At 72.1% G+C, this 18,285-nt stretch carries 11 protein-coding genes and 1 riboswitch; of the genes, 9 read left to right on the top strand and 2 right to left on the bottom strand.

Annotated features, from left to right (window positions below):
• Nucleotides 1-89 precede the first annotated feature (89 nt).
• From ACFQQJ_RS16230 to ACFQQJ_RS16220, 3 genes are read left to right on the top strand one after another with little or no spacing between them, the layout of a single operon-like run.
• Nucleotides 90-3,476, top strand: coding sequence for a hypothetical protein (locus tag ACFQQJ_RS16230; protein ID WP_377108141.1), 3,387 nt, complete (start codon nt 90-92; stop codon nt 3,474-3,476).
• Between the two features lie 17 nt (nt 3,477-3,493).
• Nucleotides 3,494-7,033, top strand: coding sequence for a pyruvate:ferredoxin (flavodoxin) oxidoreductase (nifJ, locus tag ACFQQJ_RS16225; RefSeq protein WP_377108139.1), 3,540 nt, complete (start codon nt 3,494-3,496; stop codon nt 7,031-7,033).
• Nucleotides 7,030-8,034, top strand: a complete 1,005-nt coding sequence (locus tag ACFQQJ_RS16220; protein ID WP_377108137.1) for a dihydroorotate dehydrogenase-like protein — start codon at nt 7,030-7,032, stop codon at nt 8,032-8,034. Before nifJ ends, ACFQQJ_RS16220 begins: the two co-directional genes overlap by 4 nt.
• 10 nt (nt 8,035-8,044) lie before the next feature.
• On the opposite strand, the gene ACFQQJ_RS16215 is transcribed toward ACFQQJ_RS16220, so the two are convergent.
• Nucleotides 8,045-8,719 (bottom strand): LysR family substrate-binding domain-containing protein, encoded by a 675-nt coding sequence (locus ACFQQJ_RS16215; RefSeq protein WP_377108135.1) that lies wholly within the window; start codon nt 8,717-8,719, stop codon nt 8,045-8,047.
• A 124-nt stretch (nt 8,720-8,843) separates the two neighbouring features.
• Here ACFQQJ_RS16215 and ACFQQJ_RS16210 point away from each other — a divergent pair, with 124 nt between their 5' ends.
• On the top strand, nt 8,844-10,091 hold the full coding sequence (locus ACFQQJ_RS16210) for an NAD(P)/FAD-dependent oxidoreductase (protein ID WP_377108133.1): 1,248 nt from the start codon (nt 8,844-8,846) through the stop codon (nt 10,089-10,091).
• A gap of 12 nt (nt 10,092-10,103) precedes the next feature.
• Here the strand turns inward: ACFQQJ_RS16210 and ACFQQJ_RS16205 are convergent, their stop codons facing one another.
• On the bottom strand, nt 10,104-11,681 hold the full coding sequence (locus ACFQQJ_RS16205; protein WP_377108131.1) for a helicase HerA-like domain-containing protein: 1,578 nt from the start codon (nt 11,679-11,681) through the stop codon (nt 10,104-10,106).
• A gap of 69 nt (nt 11,682-11,750) precedes the next feature.
• A riboswitch (TPP riboswitch) is annotated at nt 11,751-11,855 on the top strand.
• A 41-nt stretch (nt 11,856-11,896) separates the two neighbouring features.
• On the opposite strand from ACFQQJ_RS16205, the gene ACFQQJ_RS16200 reads away from it, so the two are divergent.
• From ACFQQJ_RS16200 to ACFQQJ_RS16180, 5 genes are all read left to right on the top strand, one after another.
• A complete protein-coding gene (locus ACFQQJ_RS16200) occupies nt 11,897-12,949 on the top strand; it encodes a thiamine ABC transporter substrate binding subunit (protein ID WP_377108129.1) in 1,053 nt (350 codons plus the stop codon).
• A gap of 61 nt (nt 12,950-13,010) precedes the next feature.
• Nucleotides 13,011-14,699 (top strand): ABC transporter permease, encoded by a 1,689-nt coding sequence (locus tag ACFQQJ_RS16195; protein ID WP_377108127.1) that lies wholly within the window; start codon nt 13,011-13,013, stop codon nt 14,697-14,699.
• The gene (locus tag ACFQQJ_RS16190; protein ID WP_377108125.1) at nt 14,693-15,688 is read left to right on the top strand and encodes an ABC transporter ATP-binding protein; all 996 of its coding nucleotides are present in this window, start codon (nt 14,693-14,695) and stop codon (nt 15,686-15,688) included. Before ACFQQJ_RS16195 ends, ACFQQJ_RS16190 begins: the two co-directional genes overlap by 7 nt.
• A gap of 489 nt (nt 15,689-16,177) precedes the next feature.
• On the top strand, nt 16,178-17,224 hold the full coding sequence (locus tag ACFQQJ_RS16185) for a sugar ABC transporter substrate-binding protein (RefSeq protein WP_377108123.1): 1,047 nt from the start codon (nt 16,178-16,180) through the stop codon (nt 17,222-17,224).
• A gap of 67 nt (nt 17,225-17,291) precedes the next feature.
• Nucleotides 17,292-18,278 carry an ABC transporter permease gene (locus ACFQQJ_RS16180; RefSeq protein WP_377108121.1) on the top strand — a complete coding sequence of 329 codons (987 nt, stop codon included), beginning with the start codon at nt 17,292-17,294 and terminating at the stop codon, nt 18,276-18,278.
• The last annotated feature ends 7 nt before the right edge of the window (nt 18,279-18,285 follow it).

Raw genomic sequence — 18,285 nt, 5'->3', positions numbered from 1 at the left:
AGCAGGAAGGCGCGTCCCGGTGCGTCAAGTCGGCACGGCAGCGGCGAGACCCGCGGGACGGCGCGGGCCGGGCCGTCGAGAATAGGGGCATGGCCCACATCGAACACGCCGCCATCTACCTCCGCCTCGCCCAGCTCGGACTGCCCACGCCCACGGAGGTCCAGGACTCGGCGACGGCGAAGCTGGTTGCGCCGATCCTGGCCCGCCAGCGGGAGCTGAGCCGCCGGCTGGCCGACCGGTTGTGCGCCGCGGACGCCCGCATCCAGAACTGGCTGGACGACTACCTGGCCGACACCGGCCTGTCGCCGAAGCTGCCCCGGCGGACCTTCGTGCTGGACGAGCCCGGCCTGGCGCGCGCCCTGTCGCTGCCCTCGGACTCCGACGTCTACTCCTCGCCGCTGCTCACCAGCTACCGGCTGGCGAACGGCGTGCTGCACAACCCGGCCAACGACCGCCGCACGACCGCGGGCGTGTTCCACATCGCCGAGGGCGGGCTGCCCATCCCCGACGACAAGCTCGCGGTGCCGAAGGCGGTCTTCGCGCGCCTGCTCGACCTCGCCTTCCAGCCGCCCGAGGTCGACATGGTGCTGCCCTACACCGCCAACCAGGCGAGGCCGGCGGCGTGCTTCGTCTCGCTCCAGCTGCGTCCGCTCGTCGCCCCGGCCGTGCCCGGCTGGGTGCGCGAGAAGCGGATGGAGACCCGCTTCATCGTGCCGGGCGGCCTGGTGGCCAACCTCGACTTCGTCGAGGGCATCTTCGGCAACGGCGGCGACCCGTACCTGCCCGAGAACGACGCCTCGCTCGCGCCCGAGACCTGGACGGGCCACACCGGCGCGGTCATCCTCGCCCCGCACCTGACCCGGGTCACCAAGAAGTCCTTGGGCCTGCCGCACGTGAGCGAGGCGACCGCGCGCCAGCGCCGCGACGGCATGTGCTGGGAGCACGAGGACGAGTGCTACAACGGCGGCCAGGCGTTCAAGGCATGCGCGCGCGACGAGCGGGGCGTCATCGTCACGGTGATCGCGGACAACTACTTCGGCTACTGCAAGAAGGAGGTGAAGACCCAGGTCAGCTACTCGGCCAACCTCTTCGGCAACGCGGAGGAGGAGCACGCCGGCGGTGCCCTGGTCTACCCCAGCTACAACCTCGGCCAGGAGTACACCGTCTCACCGGCGGGCGAGGACTACACCGTGCAGGCCGTCGTCGAGCGCGACCCTCAGCGGTTCGTGCCCCAGCCGGAGGGGCACGCCACCGATCTGGAGCAGCCGCACATCATCGTCGTGCCGGACGGCCCGACCTTCTCGCTGCGCACCCTCACCGTCGCGTGGACGAACCCCGACGGCTCGGCCGGCTCGATCCGCCTGCGCGCGGACAGGACCTACCTCACGCCGTCGGGCTACCAGGTGCGGATGGTGCAGCAGGCGTCCGACCGCACCCAGTGGAGCCTGGTCGGCACGGTCGCGACGGCCACCCACTGCCACAAGCCGGCCACGGTGTCCGGCGGCGGGAAGTCGGAGATCTCGAAGGCGATCACCGACGCCTTCATCTTCGGCAACGCCTACTCCCCCGACTACGACGCCGACATGGACGCGGTCGCGGAGATCCTCGCCCGCGACTTCTCCGACCGGTTCGCCGACCCGGGCGAGCGCGGCCGCGACCAGCGCCCGATCCTTTCCGACGACCGCTCGATCGGCAGCGTGATCAAGCTGCTCACCCCGTCCGCGACCGAGTACACCGCGGAGTTCAACGCCTGGCTGGACTCCATCCCGCAGCACGTCAAGGAGCTCGTCTTCGTGGTGAAGCGCTTCTACCGTCCCGAGTGGGGCGGCGACTGGCGCAGCCATTTCACCGTGGGCATCATCAACGGCCGCCGCGGCATCAACCTGCGCCTGGACGGCGAGAAGATCATGGTGAACATGCTCCGCGTCGGGTTCGACGCGGACGGCTCCTGGCGGTTGTTCGGCCTGCGCCACGACTTCAACCCGGCGGTGAAGGTGCAGACCGAGGACGACATCACCGCGTCGGTGGTGATCGGCGGCCACATGCTCGGGCTCGACGAGGACCGCTCCTACAAGCTGGTGGAGAACTGCGAGAACCTCCTCTTCCAGCGCCCGGACGACGCGATCCACCGCGGCTACGACAAGCAGGCGGAGGCCGACATCGCAGCCCGCGGCACGTTCCTGTCCAACTTCCAGCCGCTGACAAGGGACGACGCCCGCGAGATGCGCGACGACGCGGTGGCCTTCAGCCAGTTCACCGAGCCGATGCGCAGCCTCGTCAGCACCTTCGCCGACAGCCCGGACGGGCGCTCGCCGAACTACTTCGTGTGCTCGGCCAACCCGCGCCTGGTGGACGGGAAGCCCAGCAAGAACCCGCGCTACCTGCAGAAGCGCCCCGACCGGACGAACGCGGCCGCGACGGCCGTGGCCGACCTGGCCGGCCACCTCGTCCGGCGGCTGCCCGCGGGCAGCCCGCTGCCGCTGCCGGTCGACGTCGTCGCCGCCGGCCGCCGGAACAACCCGCCGGACGGCCCCGTCCCGCCGTTGTGCTCGTACAACCCGTTGCACTACATGGAGCTGCCGGAGCTGTTCGCGGAGTTCATCTCCTCGATGACCGGCAAGTCGCCCTCCACGACGGGCGCGGGCTCGGAGGGTGCGATGACCAAGGGCCCGTTCAACGCGATGCCGGCCGTGCTCGACCTGAACGCCGCGCTGCTGTCGTTCGCCCTCACCGGGTACGACGGCTGGGTGTCGTGCGCGGGGTACGTCGGGCCGCACGTGCGCGTCGACCACGACATCTCGATGCTGGTGCCGGAGGTGTTCTCGCGGATGACCCCTGCCGAGCGCAGCGCCGCAGCGCTGATCGCCGAGGGCGCCCTGGAGCGGATCGAGGACTTCGAGCACAACGGCACCCAGGTGCTGGCCAGCCGGCTGGGCTACCGCATGACGCAGGCGTTCTCGCGGAAGTACTTCGGCCGGATCTTCCTGCACCCGCACGCGGTGTTCACCGAGGAGATGCTGCGGCCGGAGCTCCAGGACGCCGACGTCTACGCCGAGTCCGTGGCCACGATCATCGCCACCCACGAGCGGGTGGCGCGGTCGTACTTCGACGACGGCACGGTGGACCTGGCGATCCCGCCGGTGCGTGCGCTGCTGGAGATCATGGCCCACGGCGCCTCCGCGGAGGGCTGGACGCTGCACTCGCCGGAGTTCCGGGCGCTGTTCGAGCGCGAGGCCATCCTCGCCTCCGACTGGTACGCGGCCCGCCTGGACGCCAAGCAGGCCGCCGCGGCCTCCCGCGCGCAGGCCGGCCTGGAGGCGCTGCAGAAGTTCATCACCACACCGGGGAACGAGGAGCCGTCCGTGCGCCTCGACGTGCCGAAGCGGATCGAGGCGGCCCAGGCCGAGTACGACAAGTTCAGCAGTGACGCCTACCGTGCGGGGATCGTCGGGACCGTCGGTCGCCAGCCCCTGTGACCGGCGACAATGGGCCGGTGACACGCTGGGAGACGCTGGACGGCAACGAGGCGGCGGCCAGGGTCGCGCACGCCCTGAGCGAGGTGCTCGCGATCTACCCGATCACGCCGTCCTCGGCGATGGGGGAGTCCGCGGACGCCTGGTCGGCCGCGGGCCGGCCCAACCTGTGGGGGACGGTGCCCGACGTGGTCGAGCTCCAGTCCGAGGCGGGAGCGGCCGGAGCCCTCCACGGCGCGGTCACCAAGGGGACGCTGGGCGCCACGTTCACCGCGTCCCAGGGCCTGCTGCTGATGCTGCCCAACATGTTCAAGATCGCCGGGGAGCTCACCCCTGCGGTCATCCACGTCGCCGCGCGCACGCTGGCCACCCACGCGCTGAGCATCTTCGGCGACCACTCCGACGTGATGGCGGCACGCACCACCGGCTGGGCGATGCTGTGCGCGTCCAGCGTGCAGGAGGCCCACGACTTCGCCCTCGTCGCGCACGCGGCGACCCTGCGCACCCGCGTCCCCTTCCTGCACTTCTTCGACGGGTTCCGCACCAGCCACGAGGTGAACAGCGTCCAGGTGCTGGCCGAGGCCGACCTGCGCGCGCTGGTGCGCGAGGAGGACGTCCTGGCCCACCGGGCACGCGGGCTCACCCCGGACGCGCCGGTCATCCGCGGCGTCGCGGAGAACCCCGACACCTTCTTCCAGGCCGCGGAGGCGGCCAACCCCTTCCACGACGCCGTGCCGGCGGTGGTGGCGGACGTGTTCGACGAGCTGTCCGCGCGCACCGGGCGCCGCTACGGGCTGGTCGACTACGCCGGTGCCCCGGACGCGGAGCGCGTGGTGGTGGTGATGGGCTCGGCCGCCGGTTGCCTGGGCGAGACCGTCGACGAGCTCGTGCGCCGTGGGGAGAAGGTCGGGCTGGTCACCGTCCGGCTGTTCCGGCCGTTCCCGGTGGAGGCGTTCCTGGCCGCGCTGCCGCCGACCGTCCGCGCCATCGCGGTGCTCGACCGCACCAAGGAGGTGGGCGCCCCCGCCGAGCCGCTGCACGCGGACGTGCTCGTCGCGCTGTCGCGCCGTCCGGGTCCCCGCGTGATCGGGGGCCGCTACGGGCTGTCGTCGAAGGAGTTCACCCCGCAGATGGCTAAGGCCGTCTTCGACGAGCTGGCCGCAGCGGAGCCCCGTCCGCGGTTCACGGTCGGCATCGTCGACGACGTGACGCACCTCTCGCTCACGCCAGACCACGCGTTCCGGGTGCCGGAGGACCACCTGTCCGCGGTGTTCTTCGGCCTCGGCTCGGACGGCACCGTGGGGGCCGCGAAGAACTCGGTGAAGATCATCGGCGAGCAACCGGACAACTTCGCCCAGGGGTACTTCGTCTACGACTCCCGCAAGTCCGGTGCGGTGACCGTCTCGCACCTGCGGTTCGGCCGGACGCCGGTCCGGGCCACCTACCTCGTCGACCGGGCGGACTTCGTCGCCGTCCACCAGTTCGACCTGCTGCGCACGATGAAGACCGTGGACGTGGCCCGGCCCGGCGCCACCCTGCTGCTGAACTCGCCCCACGGTGAGGACACCTGGGACCACCTGCCGGTCGAGGTCCAGGCCGAGATCGCGGAGAAGCGGCTGCGCACCTGGGTGATCGACGCGGAGGCGGTGGCGAAGGCGGCCGGCCTGGGTCGGCGGATCAACACGGTGATGCAGCCCTGCTTCTTCTACCTCTCCGGGGTGCTGCCGGCCGACGAGGCCGTCGCCGCCATCAAGGAGTCGGTCGAGAAGACCTACGGCCGGCGGGGCCGCACGGTCGTGGAGCGCAACTTCGCCGCCGTGGACGCCGCGATCGCCGCGTTGCGCCCGCTGCCGGCCGCGCTGCGCCCCACCAGCACGGAGCACCGGTTGCCGCCGTTGCCCGAGGCCGCCGGGGACGTCGTCCGGCGCGTCACCGGGGCGATGCTGCACGGGCAGGGCGACCTGCTGCCGGTCAGCGCCCTTCCCGTGGACGGCGCGTGGCCGACGGGCACCGCGAAGTGGGAGAAGCGCGGCATCGCCGCCGAGTTGCCGGTGTGGGACCCGTCCCTGTGCATCGACTGCGGCAAGTGCGCCGTGGTGTGCCCGCACACCGCGATCCGGATCAAGCTGGCCGACCCCGTCGACCTGGCCGGCGCCCCCGAGGGCTTCCTGCACAAGGAGTACAAGGATCGCGCCCACCCGGGTCGGCGGCTCGTGGTGCAGGTGGCGCCGGACGACTGCACGGGGTGCGGGATCTGCTCCGACATCTGCCCGGCCCGTTCCAAGAGCGAGCACAAGCACAAGTCGCTCGACATGGCGCCGGCGCGCGACCACCGCGACGCCGAGCGGGCGAACTTCGAGTTCTTCCTCGGGCTGCCCGAGGCCGACCGCACCGAGGTGCGCGCCGACCAGGTCAAGGGGGTGGCGCAGCTCCAGCCGCTGTTCGAGTTCTCCCTGGCCTGTTCCGGTTGCGGAGAGACGCCCTACATCAAGACGCTCACCCAGCTGTTCGGCGACCGGATGATCATCGCCAACGCCACCGGGTGCTCCTCGATCTTCGGCGGGAACCTGCCCACCACCCCCTACACCACGAACGCGGACGGCCGGGGCCCCGCCTGGTCGAACTCCCTGTTCGAGGACAACGCCGAGTTCGGTCTGGGCATGCGCATCGCCCAGGACCTCCAGTCCGCGGAGGCCCGCCGGCTGCTCGGCGTCCTGCGTGCCCAGGTCGGCGCCGAGCTGGCGGACGCCCTGCTGGCCGCCGACCAGGCCGACGAGGCCGGCATCGCCGCCCAGCGCGAACGCGTCGCGCGCCTCAAGGCTGTGCTCGCCGGTCACGTCGCGACCGACGACGCGGCCCGCCGGCTGCTCTCGCTGGCCGACGAGCTCGTCGACAAGTCGGTGTGGATCATCGGCGGCGACGGCTGGGCGTACGACATCGGCTACGGCGGGCTGGACCACGTGCTCGGCAGCGGCCGCAACGTGAACATCCTCGTGCTCGACACCGAGGTCTACTCCAACACCGGCGGGCAGGCGTCCAAGGCCAGCCCGAGGGGCGCGACGGCGAAGTTCGCCACCGCGGGCAAGGGCACGGCCAAGAAGGACCTCGGCGTGCTCGCGCAGGCCTACGGCGACGTCTACGTCGCCCAGCTGGCGATCGGCGCCAACCAGCAGCAGGCCGTCCGGGCGATGCTGGAGGCGCAGGCCTGGCCCGGCCCGTCCCTGCTCATCGCCTACTCGACCTGCATCGCCCACGGCATCGACATGGCCACCTCGATGAGCCACCAGGCGGAGGCGGTCGCGAGCGGGTACTGGCCGCTGTACCGGTTCCGGCCGGGCGGGGACGGCCGTCCCCTCCACCTGGACAGCCGGGCGCCGAGCCTGCCGGTCCGCGATTTCATGCAGAGCGAGGCGAGATTCGCGATGCTGGCGAGGGCGAACCCGACACGCGCGGAGGAATTGGCACAACTCGCACAGGCGGACGCCGACGAACGCTGGCACTATTACTCGCAACTGGCGGGTATGGAACGTGGGTTGCCCGCCCCCAAGGAGGAACCATGAGGCCCGATCTCTCGACCAGCTACCTCGGGCTGCCGCTCTCGGGTCCCCTGATGGCCTCGGCGTCGCCGATGACGGGCCGGCTGGACTCGCTGCTCGCGCTGGAGGCGGCCGGTGCGTCCGCGGTCGTGCTGCCCTCGCTGTTCGAGGAGGAGGTGCTGGCCGAGGAGAGCCAGCTCGCCGACCTGATGGACGCCGGCGAGGACTTCGCCGAGTTCTCCGGCAGCCCGCTGCCCGAGCTCGAGCAGCCCGACCTCGGCGCGGGTGCCCACGTCAACCTGGTGCGGCGCGCGAAGGAGCAGCTGCGGATCCCGGTGATCGCCAGCCTCAACGCCACCCGTCCCGGCTCGTGGCAGCGTTACGCCTCCCAGCTCGCCGACGCCGGGGCCGACGCGCTCGAGCTGAACCTGTACACGATGGCCGCCGACCCGTCGGTCGGCGCGGCCGACGTCGAGCTCGCGCACCTGGCCGCGATCGAGGCCGTCAAGATCGCGGTCGACATCCCGCTGGCGGTGAAGCTGTCGCCCTACTACTCGGCCATGTCGAAGTTCGCCTCCCTCGCGGTGGACGCCGGGGCGGACGGCCTCGTGCTGTTCAACCGGTTCTACGCCCCGGACCTCGACCTGGAGCGGTTGTCCCTGCTGGCCCGGGCCGACCTGTCCGAGCCGGACGACCAGCGGATCGCCCTGCGCTGGCTGGGCATCCTGCGCGGTCAGCTCCCCGAGGTGGGCCTGGCCTGCACCTCCGGCGTCCACTCCGGCTCCGAGATCATCAAGGCGCTGCTGGTGGGTGCGGACGTGGCCTGCACGGCGTCCGCGATCCTGCGGCGGGGGCCGGAGGCGGTCGCGGTCATGCTCGCCGAGGCCGAGCGCTGGATGACGGCCCACGAGTACACCGGGGTGACGCAGTTGCGGGGCTCGATGAGCGCCGCCTCCGTCGAGGACTCCTCGGCCTACGAGCGCGCCCAGTACCAGGCGGTGCTCCACTCCGGCCGCTACGCCTGAACCGAGCGGCTCAGCGGCGACGCCCGCGCCCGCGCTGCGGCCCGCCGCCGCGCCGCGGGGCCTTCGCGGGACGTTCCCTGCGCGGTTCCGGGGCCGGAGCGGGCCGGCTCGCCCGCTCCGCCGCGGTCCGTGAGCTGTTCGCCGTGCGTCCCCGGACGATGCCGACGAACTCCTGGACGAGCTCGTCGGGGGTGTCCACCCGCCAGGCCAGCACGACGGTCGTCGGCTCGGCGTCGGTGACGGGCCGGAAGACGAGGTCGCTGCGGCTCTGCGAGCGGGCGATCGAGTGGGGCATCACGGCGACCCCGGCGCCCCAGGAGACCCGCTCGGTGGCGCTCGCCTCCGCGTCCCCGGTCACCAGCGTCTCCGCGGACAGGTCCTCCAGCGCCACCTCCTCCCGCTCGGCGAAGGGGTGGTCCTTCTGCGCGACGACCACCGCCACCTCGTCGTACAGGCGGATGACGTGCAGCCCTGCGCTGTCGAGCGGCAACCGGGCGAAGCACATGTCGACGCGCCCGTCATCCAGGGCCGCGCGCTGGTCGGCCTCGGTGACCTCGGCGACCTCCAGCGGGACGCCGGGCAGGCGCTCGGCCCAGGTGCGCCGCCACTTGGTCAGGGTGACGCCGGGCACGTGGCCGACCCTCAGTCCGGGACGGGCGGACGGTCCGGGGGATTCGCTGGTCACGGGGGAAGGCTAGTACGGGCCCGGTCCCGCGGCCCTCCAGGGACGCCTACCCACCACGGCGCCGCGGCGCGCTGGGTCGAAGCTGGTATCGACGCGGCGCGTGTCGGGCGCGCACTGTGGGGTCATGAGCGAGACAGAGCGCACCCGGTACCTGATCGTCGGTGGCGGCCTGGCCGCCGCACGGGCGGTGGAGGGCATCCGCGAGCAGGACGCGGACGGCGAGATCCTTCTGGTGACCGAGGAGGACCACCTGCCCTACGAGCGCCCGCCGCTGTCGAAGGACCTCCTCCTCGACACCGCCGGGGAGGGCGCGGCCTTCCCCCACGATCCGCAGTGGTACGCCGACCAGCGGGTCGACCTGGTGCTGGGCGACCCGGTGGCCGCCCTCGACGCGTCGGCGCGCACCGCCACGCTGGCCGGCGGCACCGTGCTGTCCTGGGACCGCGCGCTGCTGGCCACCGGCTCTGCGGTCCGGCGGCTGGACGTGCCCGGCGCTGACCTGCCCGGCGTCCACCACCTGCGCACGCTCGACGACGCGCTCGCGCTGCGGGAGCGCCTGCGCGACGGGGGCGACGTGGTGGTCGTCGGCGCGGGGTGGATCGGGCTGGAGGTCGCCGCGGCCGCCCGCGCCCACGGGTGCGCGGTGACCGTCGTGGAACCACGGTCAGCGCCGCTGGAGGCCGTGATGGGCACCCATATCGGCGGCTGGTTCGCCCGGTGGCACGGCAGCCACGGGGTGGAGTTCCGCCTCGGCACGGGGGTGGCGTCGTTCACCGGTGAGGACGCGGTCACCGGGGTGGTCACCTCGGCAGGCGAGACGCTGCCCGCGCGGATCGTGGTCGTCGGCGTCGGCATCCGTCCGCGCACCGAGCTGGCGGAGGCCGCCGGTGCCGACGTCGACGACGGCGTCCTCACCGACGCCGCGCTGCGGACCAGCCTGGACGGGGTGTGGGCGGCCGGTGACGTCGCCCGCTGGCGCAGCCGCCTCCTCGGCGGGCCGGTGCGGGTCGAGCACTGGGCCAACGCGCACGACGGCGGGTTCGCCGCGGGCCGGTCGATGGCCGGTGCGACGGTGGCCTACGACCCGGTGCCGTTCTTCTTCTCCGACCAGTACGAGGCCGGGCTGGAGTACGCGGGCCACGTGCCGCGGGGCACGGACGCAGAGCTGGTGCTGCGGGGCGATGAGTCGGCTCCGGAGTTCATGGCGTTCTGGGTCGCGCCGGAGGGGTCCGGTGTCCGCGTGCTCGCCGGCCTGCACGTCAACGTCTGGGGCACGATGGACGCCGTCCAGCGGCTCATCCGCGCCCGGACGGTGGTCGCCGCCGACCGCCTCGCCGACCCGTCCGTTCCGCTCGACGACCTGACCGGCTGATCCCCGGAGGGCTCAGCGGCGGGCGGTGCCCCACATCGTGCGGACGACCTGTCCGCCGACGCGGATGACCTGGTTCCAGAAGGTGGCCGAGCCGAGCACCTTCTCCACTCCGGACTTCGGGGCGCGCCGCGAGGACGTCGAACGCGGCGCGCGCTCGCGCTCCGCCTCGCGCTGGTCGGCGGCCTCCTCCCTGGCGCGCGCCTGTGCGTCGGCCTCGGCCTGCGCCCTGGCCGCGCCCGCCTCCAGCCGGCGGGCCAGCATCTCGTAGGCGGAGTCGCGGTTGATGTCCTGGCCGTACTTGGCCTGCATGGCAGAGGACGCCACGCCGTTGGCCAGCCAGTCCGCCGGCATCGGCTCCATGGAGGCGCGCGGGGCGAGCATCCGTGTCCACGCCACCGGGGTCGGGGCGCCGTCGGGGTTCAGCACGGTGACGATCGCCTCGCCGATGCCGAGCGACTGGAGGGTCTCTGCCAGGTCGTACTGGCTGGTCGGGTAGGTGTCCACGGTGGCCTTCAGCGCCTTCGCGTCCTTGGGGGTGTGGGCACGCAGCTGGTGCTGCACCCGGGAGCCCAGCTGGGCGAGCACCTGGTCGGGAACGTCGGTCGGCGACTGCGTGACGAAGAAGATCCCGATCCCCTTGGAGCGGATCAGCCGGACGGTCTGCGCGATGGCGTCGAGGAACGCCTTGGACGCGCCGTTGAACAGCAGGTGCGCCTCGTCGAAGAAGAACACCAGCTTCGGCTGGTCGAGGTCGCCGACCTCCGGCAGGTCGTGGAACAGGTCGGCCAGCAGCCACATCAGGAAGGTGGAGAAGATCGCCGGGCGGTCCTGGAGGTTCGGCAGCTCCAGCAGGGAGATCACGCCGTGGCCGTCGGCGGCCGTGCGCAGCAGGTCGCGGGTGTCGAACTCGGGCTCGCCGAAGAACTCGTCCGCGCCCTGGGTCTGGAGGGTCACCAGGCTGCGCAGGATCACGCCGGCCGTGGCGGCCGACAGCCCGCCGATCTCCTTGAGCTCCGCCTTGCCCTCGTCGCCGGTGAGGTACTGCAGCACCTGCCGGAGGTCGGCCAGGTCGAGCAGCGGGAGGCCGGCGGTGTCGGCGTAGTGGAACACCAGGCCGAGGCTGGACTCCTGGGTCTCGTTGAGGCCCAGCACCTTGCTCAGCAGGATCGGGCCGAACGACGACACGGTGGCCCGCAGCGGGATGCCGGCGCCCTGGCCGCCGAGCGCGTAGAACTCGGTCGGGCAGCCGACGGGCTGCCAGTCCTGGCCGATCTTCTGGGTGCGGGCCAGGAGCTTCTCGCTCGGCGTCCCCGGGATCGCGATGCCGGACAGGTCCCCCTTGATGTCGGCGGCGAACACCGCGACCCCGGCCGCGGAGATCTGCTCGGCCAGCAGCTGGAGCGTGCGGGTCTTCCCGGTGCCGGTGGCGCCGGCGACCAGGCCGTGCCGGTTCAGCATCGACAGCGACAGCCGCACCCGCACGTCGGTCTGCGGCGTCCCGTCGGCCATCAGCACGCCGAGGTCGATGGACGGGGTGTCGAAGGTGTAGCCGGTCTTGATCTTGGCGATGGCGTCGGACTGCGCGGTCATGCGCCCAAGACTGGCACAACCGGGGTACCACCGCGCCAGAGTCGGACCGCTCCTGGCACTGGTAGCCTCTGATACCGACAGGGGAGCGCCGCGGGGCGCTGAGAGTGCGGGAGTCCGCAGACCCTCGAACCTGATCCGGCTAGCACCGGCGTAGGGAGTCGGGAATTCTCCCCGGGAACCGTCCCGGGCCCTCCGAGTAGTTGGAGGAGACCAGCATGTCCATCCGGAAGCTCGTGGCCGCCGCGGCCACGGCCGTCCTGCTCGCCGGCTGCGCGGGCACCCCCGCGCCGTCGGGCACGCCGACGGCAGGGACGCCGTCCGCCCCCACCGAGAGCGGCACCCTCACCGTGATCACCCACGACTCGTTCGCACTCGGGGAGAAGACCATCGCCGCCTTCAAGGCCGAGACCGGCTACGACGTCACCTTCGTCGCCCCCGGTGACGCGGGCACGGTGGTGAACCAGCTCATCCTCACCAAGGACGCGCCGCTGGGCGACGTCGTGTTCGGCATCGACAACACCTTCGCCGGACGTGCCATCGGCGCCGGCATCCTCAGCCCGTACACCTCGCCGGCGCTTCCCGAGGGTGCGGAAGCCTTCGCCGCGGACGACACCCACGCGCTGACGCCGGTCGACTACGGCGACGTCTGCGTGAACGCCGACACCCGCTGGTTCGCGGCCAAGGGTCTCGCCGTCCCCCGGACGCTCGACGACCTGACGCGGCCCGAGTACGCCGGCCTGCTCGTGGTGGAGAACCCGGCGTCCTCCTCGCCCGGCCTGGCGTTCCTCGCCGCCACCGTCGGCGCGAAGGGCGACCCGGGCTACCTCGACTACTGGAAGGCCCTGAAGGCCAACGGCGTGAAGGTCGTGAAGGGCTGGACGGAGGCGTACACGGTCGAGTTCTCCGGGTCCTCGGGCAAGGGCGACCGGCCGCTGGTGGTCTCCTACGCCTCCTCCCCGGCCTACGAGCCCGCCACGGAGGCGCTGACCTCGACCTGCTTCCGCCAGGTCGAGTACGCCGGCGTCCTCGCCGGTGCGCAGAACGAGGTGGGGGCGCGGAAGTTCGTGGACTTCCTTCTCTCCGCCGCCGTGCAGGCGGAGATCCCCGAGTCGATGTACATGAGCCCGGTCGACCCCGACGTGGAGCTCCCCGCGGACTGGAAGGCCCACGCGGCCAGGGTGGACGCACCGATCCAGGTGCCGGTGGCCGAGCTCGGCGCAAAGCGCGAGCAGTGGATCAAGGAGTGGACGGCGGGCGTCATCGGGTGAGCGCGGCGGGCCCGGGGGGCGGCGTCCGCGAGCGGGTGCCACACGAGCGGACAGGACGACGGTGACCGCCGCCCTGCCCGTGCCGCGCGTCCGGGGCCCCCGGGCCGCGGGGGTGGGCGGCCACCCGTGGGTCTGGGTCGCCGCTGCCGTGCTGCCGGTTGTCTTCCTGGCGGTCTTCTTCGCCTGGCCGGTGGCCACTCTCGTCGCGCGCGGCTTCGTCGTCGACGGACGGCCCAGCCTGGCCGGGGTCCAGGACGTGCTCGCCGCTCCCCGGACGTGGCGCATCGTCGGCCAGACCCTCGGCCAGGCCGTGGCCGGCTCGGCGGTCTCCGTCCTGCTGGGGCTGCCGGGGGCGTACCTGCTCTACCGCTGCCGCTTCCCCGGGCGCCGGGCGCTGCGGGCGCTGGTCAGCGTCCCGTTCGTGCTGCCCACCGTGGTGGTCGGGGTGGCGTTCCAGTCGCTGCTGGCGCCGCGGGGACTGCTCGGCTTCCTCGGCCTCCAGGAGTCGTTCGTGGCGATCGTCGCGGCCCTGGTGTTCTTCAACTACTCGGTGGTGGTGCGCACGGTCGGCGCGCTGTGGGCACGGCTCGACCCCCGGGCCGAGGACGCCGCGCGCAGTCTGGGCGCGGGACGGCTGCGGGTGCTGGCCACGGTGACGCTGCCGGCGCTGGCCCCGGCGATCGCATCGGCAGCCGCGCTGGTGTTCCTGTTCTGCGCGTCGGCGTTCGGGGTCGTCCTCGTCCTGGGCGGCAGCGCCTACGGGACGATCGAGACCGAGATCTGGTACCAGACCACGCAGCTGCTCGACCTGCCCGCCGCGGCCGCGCTGTCGATCCTGCAACTCGTCGTCGTGACCGCCTCGCTGATGGTCGCCGGCGCGACCAGGGCGCGCCAGGAACGCGCGCTGCGCCTGTCCGGCAACCCGGTCGACGGCCCCCTGCGGCGCGGGGACCTGCCGGCCGCAGCGGTCACCGCGGTGGTGGTGGCCGGCCTGCTGCTCCTGCCGATGGGCTCGCTCGCCTGGCGCTCGCTGGTGACCGCGGACGGGATCGGGTTCGCCCACTACGTCGCGCTGGGCGGGCGCACCGGCCAGCTCACCGTGAGCGTCTGGCAGGCCCTGCTGAACTCCGTGGTCACGGCCGTGGCCGCGACGGCGATCGCCGTCGTGCTCGGGCTCCTGGTGAGCTACGTGCTGTCGCGCCGGCCGGCCTCGCCACGGGGACGGCGGGTCCTGCGCGGGGTGGACGCGGTGTTCATGCTCCCGCTGGGGGTGTCGGCGGTGACCGTCGGTTTCGGCTTCCTGATCACGCTGAACCGGCCGCCGCTCGACCTGCGGTCGAGCTGGCTGCTGATCCCCGTCGCGCAGGCGATGGTGGCCCTGCCGCTGGTGGTGCGGACGCTGCTCCCCACGCTGCGGGCCATCGACCCGCGCCTGCACGAGGCGGCGGCGAGCCTGGGTGCCGCCCCCGCGCGGATCGTCGCCACGATCGACCTCCCGTTCGCGCTGCGGGGGCTCGGGCTGGCGGTCGGCTTCGCCTTCGCCACCAGCCTGGGCGAGTTCGGGGCCACCTCGTTCCTCGCCCGGCCCGACCGTCCCACGCTGCCGGTGGTGATCTTCCAGCTGATCGGACGGCCGGGCGCGGAGAACTTCGGCATGGCCCTGGCGGCGTCGGTCGTGCTCGCCGTGCTGACCGCCGTGGCCATGGGGCTTGCCGAGTGGATCGGACCCAGGGAGGTGAACCCGTGGTAGCCGGACTCCAGGTCGCCGAGGCCGTGGTGCGCTACGGACCCGTGACCGCCGTCGACCGGGTCAGCCTCGAGGTCGCTCCCGGCGAGGTCGTGGCGCTGCTCGGGGCGTCCGGGTCGGGGAAGTCGTCGCTCCTGCGGGCGGTGGCGGGCCTCGAGCCGCTCGCCGGGGGCGCCGTCCGCTGGGACGGCGAGGACCTCGCCGGCGTGCCGGTGCACCGCCGTGGCTTCGTGGTGATGTTCCAGGACGGCCAGTTGTTCCCGCACCTGTCGGTGGCCGCCAACGTCGGCTACGCCCTCGACGGGCGCCCGCGCGCGGAGCGTGACGCCCGGGTCGCGGACCTGCTCGACCTTGTCGGGTTGCCCGGCTACGGGCCGCGTCCGGTGACCGCGCTGTCGGGTGGCCAGGCCCAGCGGGTCGCCCTCGCGAGGTCGCTGGCCGCCGAGCCGCGCCTGCTGCTGCTGGACGAACCCCTCTCCGCGCTCGACCGCGGTCTCCGCGAGCACCTCGGCGCGGTGCTGGACGAGACGCTGCGCGCCACCGGCATTCCCACGCTCTACGTCACGCACGACCAGGACGAGGCCTTCGCGATCGCCGACCGCGTCGCTGTGCTCTCCGGGGGACGCCTGCTCCAGGTCGCGGAGCCGTCCGTGCTGTGGCGGCACCCGGCCGGACAGGAGGTGGCCGCGTTCCTCGGCTACGGCCCGTTCCTCGACCCCGCGCAGGCGGCGTCGCTCGGGCTCCCGGGTGCGGACGGGGTCGTCGGCGTCGGGCCCGACGGGCTGGTGGCGGACCCGGCGGGGACGCCCTGCCCCGTCCTGGAGGTGCGCGCCCGCCGCGGGGGCGCCGAGGTGACCGTCGCGCTGCCGGACGGACAGGCCGCGCGGGTGCGGACCCGGGAGCTCCCCGGGCACCACGAAGCGCCCCGGCAGCTGGCCGTGCGGCTCGACCCGGACGGCTGCGTGGTGCTTGCCGATCCGGTTTCGGTTTGACTGTCGGTACGCAACCAACACGAATTTTCGCCGACGCCTCGCGCGTCGGGGAATTCCTTGTCCGGCGAACCAACATCGGGCCCGTCGGGGGTGATCGCCCGCCATTGTGTAACGATCACACCATCGCAGTTGCGGGAATGTGGGATCGCAGATCCCACCAGGGGAGAGCCGCCGGGCGCCTCCGCCTGAGTCGAGAGTGAAAGGCCTCGTCATCGCCCGGTTCGCGCCGCCAGGGCAGGCTCGCCATCGCGCGGGTATCCCACAGCCGGGCGCCCGTTCGCGTGGGGATGCCACGCGCCCGCGGCGGCCCGCCGGAACACGGCGGCCGCGGATCCCAAAGGGGATGGAATGTCGATGTGGATACCAACACGAAACGCGTGTTCGTGGTTGTTTTGTGACCTTTTCGCAAACACTTCTTTGAACGTTTTGGGTGCGCTAGATTCCGGCTCGGGAACTCCCACACATCCCTTCAATGAAGAAAGGCACCAGATGTTCCGCAAGATCGCAGCGGCCGTCGCCATTGCACTTCCGATCGTCCTCACCGCCTGCAGCTCCGGTGGCGCCGCCCCCGCCGCGAGCACCAGCGGCTCTGCCGCCTCCGGCGAGATCATCGTCGGCCTCATCACCAAGACCGAGACCAACCCCTTCTTCGTCAAGATGAAGGAGGGCGCCCAGGCCAAGGCCACCGAGCTCGGCGCCAAGCTGCTCACCGGCGCCGGCGCCAAGGACGGTGACAACGAGGGCCAGGTCACGGCCATGGAGAACATGATCAACGCCGGGGCCAAGGGCATCCTGATCACCCCGTCCGACACCAAGGCCATCGTGCCGTCCATCCAGAAGGCCCGGGCGGCGGGCATCGTCGTGATCGCCCTCGACACCGCCACCGACCCGCAGGACGCGTCGGACGCCCTGTTCGCCACCGACAACTTCAAGGCCGGCGAGCTGATCGGCCAGTGGGCGGCCAAGGCGATGACCGGCAAGACCCCGGTGATCGCGACGCTCGACCTCGCCCCCGGCATCACCGTGGGCGCCCAGCGCCACAACGGCTTCCTGCAGGGCATGGGCCTGGTCTCCGGCATCGCCAGCACCTCCACCGATCTCGCCACCAGCAAGGAGGTCGTCTGCGCCCAGGACACCCACGGTGACCAGACCGAGGGCCAGACCGCGATGGAGAACTGCCTGAGCAAGAACGGCGACATCAACCTCGTCTACACCATCAACGAGCCAGCGGCCTTCGGGGCGTGGACCGCGCTGAAGAACGCCGGCAAGGACAAGGACGTGACCATCGTCTCCGTCGACGGCGGCTGCCAGGGCGTCCAGGGCGTGGTGGACGGCAAGATCGCGGCCACCTCGCAGCAGTACCCGCTGAAGATGGCCTCGATGGGCGTCGAGGCGATCGTCAAGTACGCCAAGGACGGCACCAAGCCCTCCGGCTACACCGACACCGGCGTGACCCTGATCACCGACAAGCCGCAGACCGGTGTCGACAGCAAGGACTCCGCGTTCGGCACCGCCAACTGCTGGGGCAACAAGTAATCCGCACCTCCCGGGCGGCGGCGACCGTGACGGTCGCCCCCGCCTGCACCAGAAAGGCAGTCGAACCATGAGCTCAGTGCAGAGCGCGGTCACCACCGATCAGCGCCCGGCCCTCGTCAAGACCCTGCTCGCCTCGCCGATCCTCGGCCCGGTCGCAGCCCTGCTGATGGCCAGCATCTTCTTCGCGGTGATGAGCCCACGGTTCCTCACCGGCCCGAACTTCTCCCTCATCCTCCAGCAGGTGATGGTGGTCGGCGTCCTCGCGATCGGCCAGACCCTGGTGATCATCACCACCGGCATCGACCTGTCCAACGGCATGGTGATGGCGCTGTCCGGCGTCCTGATCGCCAGCTTCGCCGCGCAGAAGGGCCTCAACCCGTGGCTCGCGATCCTGATCGGCCTGGTGATCGCGATGGCGTTCGGCATGCTCAACGGTGGCCTGGTCACCGGGATCGGGCTCCCTGCGTTCATCGTGACGCTGGGCACCATGAACATCGCCTACGCGCTGACCCGGATCTACACGACCTCCACCATCACGAACCTGCCCAAGGAGCTCACCTTCCTCGGCGAGACCTTCAATCTCGCCGGCACGGCGATCGCCTACGGCACCGTCCTGATGATCATCCTCTACGCCATCACCTGGTTCGTGATGAAGTACACGGCCCCGGGCCGCTCGGTGTTCGCCGTCGGTGACAACATCGAGGCCGCCCGCCTGGCCGGCATCAACACCAAGCGCGTCCTGCTCGGCGTGTACACCTTCGCCGGGCTCGCCTACGGCATCGCCGCGCTGCTCCAGGTGGCCCGCACCGGCGTGGGCGACCCTCAGGCCGGCCAGACCTCGAACCTCGACAGCATCACCGCCGTCGTGCTCGGCGGGACCAGCCTCTTCGGCGGCCGCGGCAGCATCGTCGGCACCCTCATCGGCGCGCTGATCGTCGGTGTCTTCCGCAACGGGCTGCAGCTGATGGGCGTCGAGTCGACCTACCAGGTGCTGATCACGGGCATCCTGGTCATCGCCGCGGTGTCGGTGGACCAGCTGACCCACCGCAAGTGAGGGGGGT

This window comes from Propionicimonas sp. T2.31MG-18, assembly GCF_964266745.1.
Lineage (GTDB): Bacteria > Actinomycetota > Actinomycetes > Propionibacteriales > Propionibacteriaceae > Propionicimonas.
The sequence above is the reverse complement of the archived record's forward strand: the minus strand, read 5'-3'. Positions and strand labels throughout refer to the sequence as shown.